Origin of the sequence: Chryseobacterium sp. c4a, assembly GCF_009900745.1 — a bacterium.
Classification (GTDB): domain Bacteria; phylum Bacteroidota; class Bacteroidia; order Flavobacteriales; family Weeksellaceae; genus Chryseobacterium.
In genome coordinates this window covers 192,127-205,924 of record NZ_WXVU01000002.1, presented here as the reverse complement: position 1 = coordinate 205,924, position 13,798 = coordinate 192,127, and the positions used below count along the sequence as shown (strand labels likewise).

Sequence of the window (13,798 nt, the reverse complement as noted above, 5' to 3'; positions counted from 1 at the left end):
GGAAGCCAGGAGTAAGTTTTAGTTGAAAAACGACTATACTACTCTATAATTACTGATGTACTTTGTAACTTATTTTTTGGAGATCTGGTTTTTAAATCTTCCTCAACAAGAGGTCATTATCATTAATAATTAACATCGTTAGTAAAAATAATATCATTAATTTTGTATCCTTATTTAATAGAATGAAAATACTTTTAAGATACCTTAAACCTTATCAATGGCTAATTATTATTTCTTTACTATTAGCCACTATTAACCAGGTTTTTTCTTTATTTGCTCCTGCTATTACAGGAAATATTCTGGATCAGCTGGTTACCCATCCTAATTTCTTCGATAAAGAAAAACTTTTACCCAGAAACATAGATGAATACCTTTATGGAACCTCGGTTTACCATGGAGCATTCTACTTTTTAGGATTGCTTATCGGAACAGCCATGGTAAGTAGGATTGCCAAAGCTTTTCAGGATTATGTGGTGAGTGTTATTACTCAAAAGTTTGGAGCGAAGATTTTTACCGATGGTCTAAAGCATTCCATGGCGTTACCGTATCAGGAGTTTGAAGACCAAAGAAGCGGTGAAACTTTATCTATTTTAACGAAAGTAAGAGAAGATTCTGTGAAGTTTATTACCAATTTCATTAATATTTTCTTTGGGATTTTGGTCAGTATCATCTTCGTTTCAGTGTATGCGATCCGCCTGCATTGGTCTATCATGCCTGTATACATCTGTGGAATTTTCCTGATTGCTTTTATCACGAATTTATTGAGTAAAAGAATAAAAGTCATTCAGAAAAATATTGTTTCGGAAACCACTGCATTAGCAGGAAGTACAACGGAAAGTCTTAGAAATATTGAGATCGTAAAGAGTTTAGGTTTAACGAATCAGGAAGTTATCCGTCTGAACAACAATACTTATAAAATTTTGGGACTTGAACTCAGAAAGGTAAAAAGTATCCGTTCTTTAAGCTTTATTCAAGGAACAATGGTTAATTTTCTTCAACAGATGATTACCCTGACGCTTTTATATTTAATTTTTAAAAATATTGTAACTCCGGGGCAATATCTTTCGCTCATGTTTTATGGCTTCTTTATTTTTGGGCCTATGCAGGAGATTGGAAACATCATTATCTCTTATCGTGAAGCTGAAGCATCCCTTCAGAATTTTGATCGCCTCATGAAAAAAGATGTGGAAGAAAAGCCTCTTCATCCGAAGCAAATTGGCGCTATTGAAGAACTGGAATTCAAACATGTTTCTTTCAAGCATCAGTCGGCTCAGTATAAAGCCTTGAATAATATTTCTTTTGATGTTAAAAATGGAGAAACCATTGCTTTTGTTGGGCCAAGCGGATCTGGAAAAAGTACATTGGTTAAATTATTGGTTGGGCTTTACAGGCCACAGGAAGGGAATATTTTTTACAATGAAATTAATGGAAAGGAATTTGATTTTGATGAACTGAGAAATCAGATTGGTTTTGTAACTCAGGATACTCAGCTGTTTGCCGGAACCATCAAAGAAAACCTTCTCTTTGTGAATCCGAAGGCTACAGAACAAGAACTTGCCATTGCTTTACAGAAATCGAGCTGTACTGCCTTGTTGGAAAGAGCCGAAAAAGGCATTGAAACCGTTATCGGAGAAGGAGGATTGAAATTAAGTGGTGGTGAAAAACAAAGAATAGCTATTGCACGAGCGCTTTTAAGAAAACCTCATTTATTGATATTCGATGAAGCAACTTCTGCTTTGGACAGCATCACTGAAGAAGAAATTACCACGACCATCAAAGGTATTTCAGAAGAAAGAGAACAAATTACCGTTCTGATTGCCCATCGATTGAGTACCATCATGCATGCAGACAAAATCTATGTATTGGAACGCGGACAAATTGTAGAAACGGGTTCTCACAATCATCTTATTGCTGAAAAAGGACTTTATTATGCGATGTGGAGACAGCAGATTGGAGAAAGGAAAACAACAGTTCCACAACAATCATAAAATAAAGAAAGCGCTGGCAGATGTCCAGCGCTTTCTTTTTATTGTCAATCGTATCTCTTCAGAAATTATTCTTTAGTTCTAACGGTTCTTTGTTCAATTCTTTTTTCAAATTTTTCTCCCTGGAAAATCCTTTGAATCATAATGCCCGGAATATGAATTTCATTAGGGTCTAATTCTCCTGGTTCTACCAGCTCTTCTACCTCAGCAATGGTAATCTTTCCAGCTCCTGCCATCGGATGATTGAAGTTTCTTGCTGATCCTTTAAAAATAAGGTTTCCTGCATGATCTCCTTTCCAAGCTTTTACAATAGAAAAATCTGCATCAAAAGCATGCTCTAAAATATGAGGTTTTCCTTTGAAATCTTTTACTTCTTTTCCTTCCGCCACTTCAGTTCCATACCCTGCAGGAGTATAAAAAGCAGGAATTCCAGCCTGAGCAGCTCTGCATTTTTCAGCTAAAGTTCCTTGTGGAGTAAGCTCTACTTCCAATTCTCCTGAAAGCATTTGTCTTTCAAATTCAGCATTTTCTCCCACATAAGAAGAGATCATTTTCTTGATTTGTCTTTTATGAAGCAGTAATCCCAATCCAAAGTCATCTACTCCGGCATTATTTGAAATGCAGGTAAGATCTTTCACATCACTTTCCACTAAAGCATTAATTGAATTTTCAGGAATTCCGCAAAGTCCAAATCCGCCTAGCATCAGCGTCATTCCATCTTTAATTCCTTCGATGGCTTCCTTTGCATTTTTTACTCTTTTATCTATCATGAAATATTAGATTTTTCTGTTGGCTAAATTTAATAAAAATTTATCGTATCTGAGACGGCCAGAAAAAGTTCCTTTTCTCTATCCCATCCTGAATACCTATTTTTCATATTAAAAATATCACAATCAAAATTTTACAGCTAAAAGTGAACAAATCGGTTCATTTTTTCTATATATCTCGTAAAATTGAGTTATATTTGGCGTTCAAATTCAAAAAAACCACATCTTTTTCAATCTTCGGATATAATTGATTTAAACACAATATTAATGTAAAAATTATTTCTGGCAGTTTATCAACTGTCTTTTCAATGCTTTTACTCTTACTTTCCTTCATATTGGAATCCAAAAGCAAATCATCACAAGCTTAAAATCAGAACTTAATATAAAACATGAAAAAACTATTCACGTCAGCGTTACTTGCATTAGTACTCAGCATCAACGTATACGCACAGGAAAAAACTTATTTTGATGAAAATTGGGAAAAAACGACCCAAGAAAATATGGAGTATTACCGTGAAACGTCTCCCAAAGGTAAACTTACTTTAATTAAAGATTTTTATAAAAACGGAACGCTTCAAATGGAAGGTCTTGCTTCTGATACTACTCCAAGCAATGAAGTTTTTGACGGTAAAGTGACATGGTATACTCCTGAAGGAAAAGTAATGAGTATGGTGAACTATTCTAAAGGGAAACAAGTTGGAGCTTCTCAGAATTATGATGCTAAAGGGAAATTAATTGAAGACCTTGTTTATAAGGCTGATGGTACTTTTTCAGGAAAATCATTCAGTTATAAAGATCCGGAAAACGAAATTTATTACAATACCCTTACTGTATATGAGAACTCTACTCCTACTCAAACCATTATTTATGATGAGGATATCAAAGGAATCAGAACCGAAAGTATTATAGGTAAAAACGGCACTTACGAAAATAAATACTATGGTGAAAAAGGTAAGTATATTGGAAGTGGCAGCTCTGAATCCAATAGTGAAAGTACCCAAGTAGATTATTATTACAATCCTATGAGAGTTTCTAAAATCGAAAAGTATAAAAGTGACGGAAGCATCAAAGAAGGAGTAATCTATACTAAAAGCGGAAAAGTTCTTCAGGAACAGAAAAGAGGCAAAAAAGATGGTTCTAAAACTACTTACGATGAATCTGGGAAGAAAATAGCTGATCTTACTTATCAATATGATAAAGAGAATGACACCTACAACCCTATGGATGGTGAAGATTATCAGTTCGCCTATGATTACAGCCACATCTCAACTATAGATGTTTATAAAGGGGGATTACAGGTTCTCAGTAAAGAATTTAATGAGGATGGAAAACTAACTACTGAAAAAATTCTAAAAGACGGATCTACTCAGGAGATTAAATATTATACTCCTGATGGAAAACTAAGATCTACATTAACTTATAAGGATGATATGCCTTACAATGGTGCTTCCTACGAGGGACTTACCGAAATGCAGTATAAGGATGGTGTTCTTATGAATACAAGAAACTACACGGAAGAGAATAAGCTGAAGTTTGAGAAGAAATTAAATGCTAAGCAAACCGCTTACGATGCAACGGTATATGATAATAAAGGTGCTATTTTGTACACTTATAACCAACCTCTAAATGATGATGAATACGATTACAGTTTTACTGCTCAGATTGTACAATATGTAAAAGGTAAACCAGCGAATAAATCTTCTGTAAAAGGAGGAATTCTTCAAAGCGGAAAAATCAGAATAAAAGACTATTATGGAGCAAAGGAACTTGAACGTAATGGAAAATGGGTCTTATTAAAAGTTTATAATTCAGAAGGTAAACTTGTTCAGGACTCTAAAATATTGGCTGATGCCGATGATAGCTTCTCTAGCGAGAGCCAGATTCTCATTCAGGAAGATCAATTGAACACTAATTTTGATTCATATTAAGATCATTTGATATATAAAGCAGTTTCAGATTTTGAAACTGCTTTTTTTATGGGAGCCTACTGACTGATTATAATGATTTTGCTTATGATTCAGTGATTCTTGGGGTTTAGCTGAGGGGTTTCAAATACAAACAGACTGTCATTTCTGACAGCCTGTTTATTTCATGGTTATTTTTATTCTGTTACTGGATAATCAGTTTTAAAGTAAATAGCTTTCTTGCGTGAACTTTCACAAAATAAACTCCTTTCGGAAGGCTTTCATTCACTAAAGAGAAACGTTGGTTATGAATATTTTTTGATTCATATAACAATTCTCCTGCTGCGGATACCAATTCGATTTTCTCAATCGGATAATCACTCTTAATGAATGTTGGTTCGCCCGGTTTTGTAGGGTTTGGATATAAGATTACATTTTTCTCTGTACTTTTAGCCTCGTCTACCCCTAAAGATCCTGAGCTTACCTGGAATTGTACTCTGTTTGAAACTTCAGTATAAGAATCGTTGGTAAACATTACCATATAATAATTACCTGGTGTAGTAGGGACACCGTTTACATTTCCTGTAACAGTTTTGCTTCCTTGTGTTACTCCATCGAAGTAAGTATAAGAAACAAAATTGTCATCCGGTGTCTGGACATTTTGAGGGTAGATTCCCAACCAGTCTTTAATAATTCCGGGTGAATCCGTCCATGAAGCGGTGATATTTTCACCTAATGAATACACAGGCTTATTGATCCATAATTCAGTAACAATATCTCCTACTTTAAAGAATACTTTTTCTCCGATTCCGTTGTAACCATCTTCCAATAAGTATTGCGCATAATAATATCCTTTTGGTAGACCTGTAAAATTAAGAGTTCCAGACGCTGTCGTTACATAGCTCCATTTTATTGAAGTGGTAGTTCCCGGAGTCTGACCCATTTTATAAATTCCGATCCAGTCTTTCTGAAGAGTCGGAGCATTTGTATAGTTAATCGTTACTGTTCCACCTACAGGATAAGTATCTGCAGTAGCCTGTAATTGTACTTTCGGGCCTACATAGAAACTTTTTCTTGCTGTAATATCCGTATATCCGTTGTTGGCAAAAAATCCTGCAAAATATTGACCTTTGTTAGGCAAGCCATTATTGAAGGTAGCTGTTCCAGCTGTTTGTCCATTCGTATAAACATAAGTTTGTGAAGTTGCAGAACCACCCGGAGTCTGTCCTTTTTTATAAATTCCTATCCAATCCTGCTGATTTCCAGGGCCTCCTGTATAAGTAGCAACGATAGGCTCATTTTGGGTGTATTCCGTTTTATCTAAAGTAAATGTAGGATTCGAAACTACACTTCCGGTAATTTCAAACTGTTTTACATCACTCCATTCACTCCACTCCAGGTTTCTGTCTCTGTAACGGGTTTTCACATAATAAATTCCGTTCGGGATAGAATTCGCTGCTAAAGTTACTTTTGTAATATCTACTCCTTCATTTAAATTCTTAGCCTTATCCGGATTTCCATTCCCGTCTTTTCCAAACCAGTTTTCAAAATCACGGTAGAATTCTTTTTCAATTACAGAAAAGTCTGCAGCTTTACTGATCAGAAACTGAGTCGTGTTTAAAAGTTCACCGTTAGAGGATGAGAAAGCACTTCCATTCAATGTTAGAGGCAATGTAACCGAACCTGAGAATGTATTGGTAACAGAAGGTTTTGCCGGCTTAGGCTGGTTCTTATACCTGTGGAATGAATCTACCAGTTCATTGTTTTTCTTGGTATACTTTCCTCCGATTGAGTAGCATTCTACATCTACCTTCCCGGTGGCTACATCTACTTCCACGATTTGATACGTCCAATCAGTCAGTGTCTTCTGAACATCATCAAAATCCTGCTCGTTAGACATTCCCCAATACTGATCCCAGGCAGTTCCTCCTGAAATAATCTGGTAATTGGGAGTATTTTTCAGCTGTCCTCTGTGGTACAAATGATGGTGAGCTCCCACATGCATTAGATATTTATCAGATGTGACCAACATTGGAACCGCATTATTTCTTACCCATGTAGAAATATCTCCCACATACTGTTCTGCCTGATAGGGTCTGTGGCTTAATGAAATAATCCAATCCACTGTAGAATCGTTATTAGCTTCGTTTAGGATCTGCTGAAGCCATGTTTGCTGAGCGGCTCCTGTATGTTCAGAACTTAAACTGATAAACAATACATTCCCTGCCTGCTGAGCATAGTAATTTTCGTTCCCGGAAGTGATTCCTTTGTATTTGATCTCATCAATATAGAAATGAGCATAGTAAGAATTCATTCCCAAAGTTCCATAGGTTTCATGGTTTCCTACCGTTGTTTGGATTGGCAGATAAGGTGATAATTTGATATTCTTTTTGAAGTGAACATTTTCATAATGATCCAATGTTCCTACATCCACCTGATCACCTACCATAAAAGTAAGAGCAATATTATCTGAAGGGTCAGAATTGGCTCCAAATTTTTCTTTTAGCTTTTTATAAGCATTCAGGGTAAGACTGTCATACCTTGGCTCAGCTTTGATCTGGTTGTCCCCCATGATCAGGAAACGAATCTTTCCATTAGCTGTTACCGGCTGCCCTGGTAAAGGAAGCGTTCTGAAGTTGTATACCGCAGATTCATTAGCTCCGGTTTTAATCTTATAATAATACTTGGTATTCGGCTGCAGATTGCCAATTTTCGCTGTGTGATAATAGTAATTATTATTATATCCAGTATCTGAAAAAATGTTGGTAGTACCGGTTACCGTCACATTCAGATTCGTTGGGGAATCCCCATAAATCACGGTTGTTTCATTATCAGAAGCAGTCTTCCAATTGACGATCATAGAATTCGGAGTCGGGTTTTGCAGATATGGGAACAAAACCTGTCCGAACGCCATTTGAGCCACGAAACAAAAAAAGAAGAAATAATGTTTCATAATTGTTGAATTTTAAAATGACATATAGATTTTTAATTTGTGAATCAATAATTTAAAAAATCATTACTCTGATTTTTATTTCGGGCAAAAGTAGATATCCCATGTAAACTCTGATTGATGGAATCTTAACGAATCTGTTAATTTTTTAGCAAAACCGGAATGAAAAAATTATAGTTTTTAGTACATTAAATATTTGGTTTATTCAAAAACTATTTTGTACATTTGCAACCTGTTATTCAACCTCTGACGATAAACGTGTAAGTTGCTTAGCTTTAACATTTTATTTTATTAATAATGGATTTATTAAAGTACGTACAAGACAAGTACATTGCGAAAAAAGAATTCCCTGAATTCAAAGCAGGTGATACAATTACTGTGTATTACGAAATTAAAGAAGGACAAAAGACTAGAACTCAGTTCTTCAAAGGGACAGTTATCCAATTAAGAGGTACTGGTTCTACAAAAACTTTCACAATCAGAAAAATGTCTGGTGATGTAGGTGTAGAAAGAGTATTCCCTATCAACATGCCTGCACTTCAAAAAATCGAGGTTGACAGAAGAGGTAGAGTTAGAAGAGCTAGAATCTACTACTTCAGAGATCTTAGAGGTAAAAAAGCGAGAATTAAAGACGCTGCTTACAAGAAGAAATAATTCAGACAACAATAAATGCAAAAGGAAGCTGTTTACTCGTAAACAGCTTCTTTTTTTATGAGGCAATCCTATATGAGTAATAAGCAATACTATTTACGGATACATATATCCCTCTGAATTCAAAGTATGCTATTTTTCTTTGTATGGAGCTCCTTTTCCGGTTTCCAGGAAAAGTTTCAGACTACTCAGGAATTGTACCCAACCATTAGAGCAGATGTCATAACATTCAACATCAGGATTCAAACCGATATGAGTCACTTTAATCCGTGCGATTTCTTCTTTCTGTTCTATTTCCCAAACAATCGTAGTTCCTATCCATTCTGTCTGGTTCTTTAATTCCGGAAGTTCAATCCGCGAGTCTTCTACATCCCATACCATCTTTGAAATTGGTATAGATTCTTTCACCCGCATTGTTTTGTAAATAGTATTTCCAAATCTTATGGTGAAGAGATCTCCTGTTTGCGTAGAAGAACCTTCAAACATCTCCGTCCACCAAAGCGGAACCTGATGTGCTAAAGCAGCATAAGATTTGTCTGCAGTAGTTTTTACTTCTATTGTATTGGTATAATTATCCATGGTATTTATTTTAGTTTGGTTATACAATTTTATGAAAATTAATTGCCAATGGACTTTACATAGGACAAGAAATAAATTGGTGAACAATGCATTGACCACCCCGTTAAAAATTCTTTGGATTTTTATCACCCCTCCAGAGAGGAGGAAAACGATTACGTCTTCAACTGGAATGTTATGATTTACCCGTTATTTATGAGATATTGTAGAGGTGTAGAACCAGTATGCTTTTTAAAAAAATCAATAAAAGCACTGTCTGAAGAGAAATCTAACATATAAGATACCTCCCCTATTGAATTTCCGTCCACCAGAAGCTCTATTGATCGCTGAAGTCGCCATTGCTGCCTCCATTCCTGATAAGAAAGATCAGTTTCTTTTCTAAAAATACGGGTAATTGTTTTTTCAACAGCCCCGGTTTGTTCTGCAAGATTTTTCAGCATTGGCGGCATAGAAACTCGTGTTGTCCACTCTTCCACCACTCTTTTAAAGCGACTATCACTAGGCATTTTAAGATTCAGGTTTTCTTCAGGAGCCTGCTTTATTTCATCCCAAAATACATTTAAAATATTATTCTGAGTAGTATCCAAAGCCTCCCATTCCCAAAAACACATTCTTTCAATAATTTCTTTTAGTAAAGAGTTTACATGCAATACTTTGAGACCTGAACTCATATACTTTTCAGCGTATTCACTGTCGAAATAAACAGATCTGTAAGCTACAACATTCCGGAAATTAACCCTATGAATTTCATTCGCAGGAATCCACAGCATCCTGAATGGCGGTAATACAAACTGCCTGTTGGAAGTGGTTACTGTCATACAGCCGGAAGGTGCGTACAACAATTGAGCCTTGAACTTGTGATCATGAAATCCTGAGTCATGCATAACCATATCCGAAGCAATACCAATAACTTTTCCTTTAAGAGCATCTGCGTTAAACTCTTCATTCTGCTTTAATACAGCCATGTCCTATTTTTGATATTTTTTGTTTTTATATCATTATAAATATACACTGAATTTTTCAAAACTTTGCAGAAAAAAAAATGAAAAAGACAAATCCTCTTTGGTTACTCACACTGCTTGTCATGCTTCCTCAGTTTGTGGAAACCATCTACAGCCCGGTTTTGCCAATGGTACAGGAAAAATTTGAAGTAAATGAAGAATCTACTACTTTAACGATAAGCCTTTATTTTATTGCCTTTGCTCTTGGAGTAGCATTTTGGGGTGTACAATGTGATAGAATCGGAAGAAAAAAATCATTGGAGTATGGGCTACTCACTTATGGAGCTGGAACTTTAGCTGCTATTTTTGCGCCCACTTTTACCCTTTTACTGGCTGCCAGAATTACTTCCGCTTTTGGAATTGCAGTTGGATCCATCGTTACTCAGACCATCTTGCGAGATACTTATGACAAAGACCATATCAGCAAAGTATTTTCATGGATTGGAATTGGCCTATCCATCAGTCCGGTAATCGGAATGACCACAGGTTCAGTTCTCGCTTCTTCAATGGGTCATCAGGGAGTTTTTATCACTTTATGTCTGGTGGCCATTGTATTTTACATTCTTTCCAGAAGAAATGTTTCTGAAACCTATCATTCCGGAAAAAAGATCAGTTTTCAAATTCTGTTCAGTTTGTTAAAACGAATGCTCAAAGACCAGGAAATCATCAAATGTTGTTTATTGATTATGAGTTTTAATGTGTTGTTATTTTCATATTATTCATTAGCTCCTTTTATCTTTAAAGAACAGCAATATTCATCATATATTTTTGGATACAGCAGCATTGTATTAGCAGCAGGAACATTTGCGGGAGCTAAGCTTAACAGATTTTTACTTCTTAAAAATAGGACTCCTAAGATTTTAGTAACATCAAGTGTAATAGGATCATTCACAGCTTCCGCTTTTGTGTGGCTCTTGGCTGATCATAGTATTTATTTCCTGATTCCGTACTTCTTTATTGTAATGGCCTTCAGTATTGCTATTCCAAATATTCTGAGTACTGCCCTGATCAATTATAAAAATGAAACCGGAAGCGCAGGAGCTCTGCTTGGGCTTATCTATTATATACTGATAGGAGGTGGATTGATAAGCATAGGATTTATTCAAAATCTGGGAATTTCATGCCTTATTTTTTCAGGGATTGGAGTAATTACTTTACTGATATTCAAATCAAAAGAAAAACCGTTTAAGTTATAAACGGCTTTTTATTTTTTAATGTTTGAATGTAATATATTATAACAAACAATCCAATTAATAATGGGGTCATATAAAGGCACAGGAATACAAATGGTAAAAACCAAAGATGCCAAAATCCACTATGAATGGCGTTGGAAGGATCTTTTTTATCAAAATACACGGTTACATCATTAGACCATTCTTTGCTGCTACTACCATAATCAGCATGAAGGATATACGAATGATTGGAAGAATCATAATAAGTGATTATCGGAGAATATATTCTGGTATATATATCCTGGTCACTATCCTTTGACCAGCTTTCTTTATACCCTGTAATCCTCGCTTCCGTTTTGACTCCATGAGATACTAAATCAATATGCCTGTAAATTTTACTACAACTATAATAGACTCCTCCAATCCCCATTGCCAGAAATGAAAGGGTAAATATAATGGATAAAGAAACCACCAAGAAACGATTATTTTTTGTCTGTTTTTCGGGGGCTTTTAAACTACTTTTCATTCAATTTTCTTTCAATGTAAAAACCAACATTTTCGTAAATACAGAAGCAATTTTCATTCTGAAATTGTCAGATCTGTTCACTTATTTTATAAAATTATATAAGGTATCAAAAAATTTAGAATAGACTTCTATATGAGGCAGATGTCCCACATTTTCAAGTTCCACAAGCTTTGAGCCTTCAATTTCACGCTGGGTTTTCTTCCCCAGCTCCTGATACTGGCCCATTTTAGGCTGAAGTTCCTTCGGAGCCCTGTCTTTTCCTATGGCGGTTCTGTCTCTGGTTCCAATAATCAGTAAAGTAGGTGTTTTTATGTTTTTAAATTCATAGCAAACAGGCTGATTGTAGATCATATCGGAAGTGAGGGCCGCATCCCATGCTACCTGTGGATAATCCTTATGAAGTGTCCATCCGGCAACAAGATCAAGCCATGGCTGATATTCTTCTTTCCATTGATTGTCATAATAGAATTTCAGCTGATAATTTTTATAGGTTTCAGCAGTATTTTTAAGTTCAGATTGGTAAGCCTGGTCTATATTCTGATAGGCAGCAAATGTTTTATAATCCTCAAGCCCAATAGGATTTTCCAGGATCAGCTTTTGAACTTTCTCAGGATACAGTAAAGTAAATCTTGTAGCGACCATCCCTCCCATTGAGTGTCCTAGAACGATTGTTTTATCAATTCCTAATTCATCTAAAACAGCCTTAGTATTTTCTGCTAATTGTGAGAATGAAAACTGATAACTATGAGGTTTTGATGATTTTCCAAAGCCAATCTGATCCGGAATAATCACTCTGAACCCTTTTTCTGACAAATCTTTAGCTGTTCTTTCCCAATAAGCTCCATTAAAGTTTTTCCCATGCAGCAACATGATTGTTTTTCCGTTGGCTCTTTTTGGTTTCACATCCATGTAAGCCATTTTCAGGGTATTCTGCTGGGATTTCAAATCTATAAAACGAACTTCGTAAGGGTATTTGTAATCAGACAACATGGCATCCAGTGGTCTTATTTGTGAAAATAATTCTCCTGATACAACTACTAATGCTATTACAGTCATTACATTTCTGAAATATCTCATATTTCTTTACTTTAAAGTTCCTAAAATTAAAAAAACCGCTCCAAAAAGAACGGTTTTCAACTGCTATTTTTATTTAAATATTATTTTTTAAGATATTTCTGCCATTGAAATCTCTTTCTCTTTTTTAGAAGGAAGATTCATGAGAACAATAGCGAAAAGAATTAATGCTATCCCTACCCATTGTATAAGAAATACTTCTTCTCCTAATAGAACAAAGGCCATTGTCACAGAAACCGGAAGTTCTAATGAAGAAACGATACTTCCCAATCCTAATCCTGCATTAGGGAAACCAATATTGAATAGAATTGGAGGTATAATTGTTCCAAACAAAGCCAAAACAGCTCCATATGTCCAGAATATTGAATAATTAAAAGGATGGATATGCTCCGTATTTTCTGTAAAGTTGAGATAGAAAGTCTTTAATCCGTCAAAATACATTGGCCCAATCTGTGCGAAGAATAAAAATGCAAAAACCACGATAGAACCACCGGTCAGCATAATAATACTTTTTCTGAAAACCGGAAGATGAGTAGCTAATGTATTAGAAGTAAACATCGTTAGTGTATAAGAACCTGCAGCCAGTAGCCCCCAAAAGACTCCATGCCAGTCCAGTTCAATTTCCATATTGATCAGGTTGGTAGCAAGAACAGTTCCCAGCAATACAATAATTACGGCAACAATTTTTCTTGCATTAGGCAGCTTCTTAGTCAGAATACTTTCTACTACTACACTGAACCACACCGATTGCATCAGCAATACAATAGCAATGGAAACATTGATATACTGCACCGCTATATAATAAAACAAACTTGTTCCTCCCAATGATGTTCCGGCAAGTATCAGCATTTTGACCTCTTTCGAACTTGGCATTGAAAGCTTCTTTTTTGACGTTAGGGTTTGAATAAGATTCAGGATCAAAAGTCCTGTCAGACCTAATACAAATTGGGATGTGGTTACTTCAGACGTTGTAAAACCATCATGATAAGCCATTTTCACAAAAGTGGCTAACATTCCGTATATACTAGCCCCAATCCCTACAAATAAAACACCTTTTAGTATATTTTTCTTCTTCATAATTTTTTTAACAGCCTGCAAAGGTACAACATATAAATTAAAGTACTTAGAAGTGTTGCTACAATAGATAAATAAAATCGCCACAAGCTTTGCTTGTGGCGATCTTTTCGATTGA

The 13,798-nt window shown here is 35.5% G+C and carries 11 protein-coding genes; 4 read left to right on the top strand and 7 right to left on the bottom strand.

Annotation, left to right across the window (positions count from 1 at the left end):
- The first annotated feature begins 182 nt into the window (after positions 1-182).
- Positions 183-1,988 carry an ABC transporter ATP-binding protein gene (locus GTR01_RS05210; RefSeq protein ID WP_160136805.1) on the top strand — a complete coding sequence of 602 codons (1,806 nt, stop codon included), beginning with the start codon at positions 183-185 and terminating at the stop codon, positions 1,986-1,988.
- A gap of 65 nt (positions 1,989-2,053) precedes the next feature.
- Here GTR01_RS05210 and GTR01_RS05205 read toward each other — a convergent pair whose 3' ends face one another.
- Positions 2,054-2,755, bottom strand: coding sequence for a CoA transferase subunit A (locus GTR01_RS05205; protein ID WP_068942396.1), 702 nt, complete (start codon positions 2,753-2,755; stop codon positions 2,054-2,056).
- 386 nt (positions 2,756-3,141) lie between these two features.
- Between GTR01_RS05205 and GTR01_RS05200 the strand changes: the two genes are divergently transcribed.
- Complete coding sequence (locus GTR01_RS05200; protein WP_160136804.1) at positions 3,142-4,680, top strand: membrane-binding protein; 1,539 nt, start codon at positions 3,142-3,144, stop codon at positions 4,678-4,680.
- A 181-nt stretch (positions 4,681-4,861) separates the two neighbouring features.
- Here GTR01_RS05200 and GTR01_RS05195 read toward each other — a convergent pair whose 3' ends face one another.
- The gene (locus tag GTR01_RS05195) at positions 4,862-7,609 is read right to left on the bottom strand and encodes a fibronectin type III domain-containing protein (RefSeq protein ID WP_160136803.1); all 2,748 of its coding nucleotides are present in this window, start codon (positions 7,607-7,609) and stop codon (positions 4,862-4,864) included.
- 294 nt (positions 7,610-7,903) lie between these two features.
- Between GTR01_RS05195 and rplS the strand changes: the two genes are divergently transcribed.
- Positions 7,904-8,260 (top strand): 50S ribosomal protein L19, encoded by a 357-nt coding sequence (gene rplS, locus GTR01_RS05190; RefSeq protein ID WP_002980648.1) that lies wholly within the window; start codon positions 7,904-7,906, stop codon positions 8,258-8,260.
- Positions 8,261-8,389: 129 nt separating this feature from the next.
- Here rplS and GTR01_RS05185 read toward each other — a convergent pair whose 3' ends face one another.
- Together GTR01_RS05185 and GTR01_RS05180 are read right to left on the bottom strand one after the other, a co-directional pair.
- Positions 8,390-8,836, bottom strand: a complete 447-nt coding sequence (locus GTR01_RS05185) for an SRPBCC family protein (protein ID WP_160136802.1) — start codon at positions 8,834-8,836, stop codon at positions 8,390-8,392.
- 179 nt (positions 8,837-9,015) lie between these two features.
- A complete protein-coding gene (locus tag GTR01_RS05180; RefSeq protein ID WP_160136801.1) occupies positions 9,016-9,798 on the bottom strand; it encodes an AraC family transcriptional regulator in 783 nt (260 codons plus the stop codon).
- A gap of 77 nt (positions 9,799-9,875) precedes the next feature.
- On the opposite strand from GTR01_RS05180, the gene GTR01_RS05175 reads away from it, so the two are divergent.
- Entirely contained in the window at positions 9,876-11,030 is a 1,155-nt protein-coding gene (locus tag GTR01_RS05175) for an MFS transporter (protein WP_160136800.1), read from the top strand.
- On the opposite strand, the gene GTR01_RS05170 is transcribed toward GTR01_RS05175, so the two are convergent.
- From GTR01_RS05170 to GTR01_RS05160, 3 genes are all read right to left on the bottom strand, one after another.
- On the bottom strand, positions 11,020-11,532 hold the full coding sequence (locus GTR01_RS05170) for a DUF3592 domain-containing protein (RefSeq protein ID WP_160136799.1): 513 nt from the start codon (positions 11,530-11,532) through the stop codon (positions 11,020-11,022). The two genes, GTR01_RS05175 and GTR01_RS05170, sit on opposite strands and share 11 nt — an antisense overlap.
- 81 nt (positions 11,533-11,613) lie before the next feature.
- On the bottom strand, positions 11,614-12,609 hold the full coding sequence (locus GTR01_RS05165; protein WP_160136798.1) for an alpha/beta fold hydrolase: 996 nt from the start codon (positions 12,607-12,609) through the stop codon (positions 11,614-11,616).
- Positions 12,610-12,696: 87 nt separating this feature from the next.
- A complete protein-coding gene (locus GTR01_RS05160) occupies positions 12,697-13,683 on the bottom strand; it encodes an EamA family transporter (protein WP_160136797.1) in 987 nt (328 codons plus the stop codon).
- Positions 13,684-13,798: the final 115 nt, after the last annotated feature.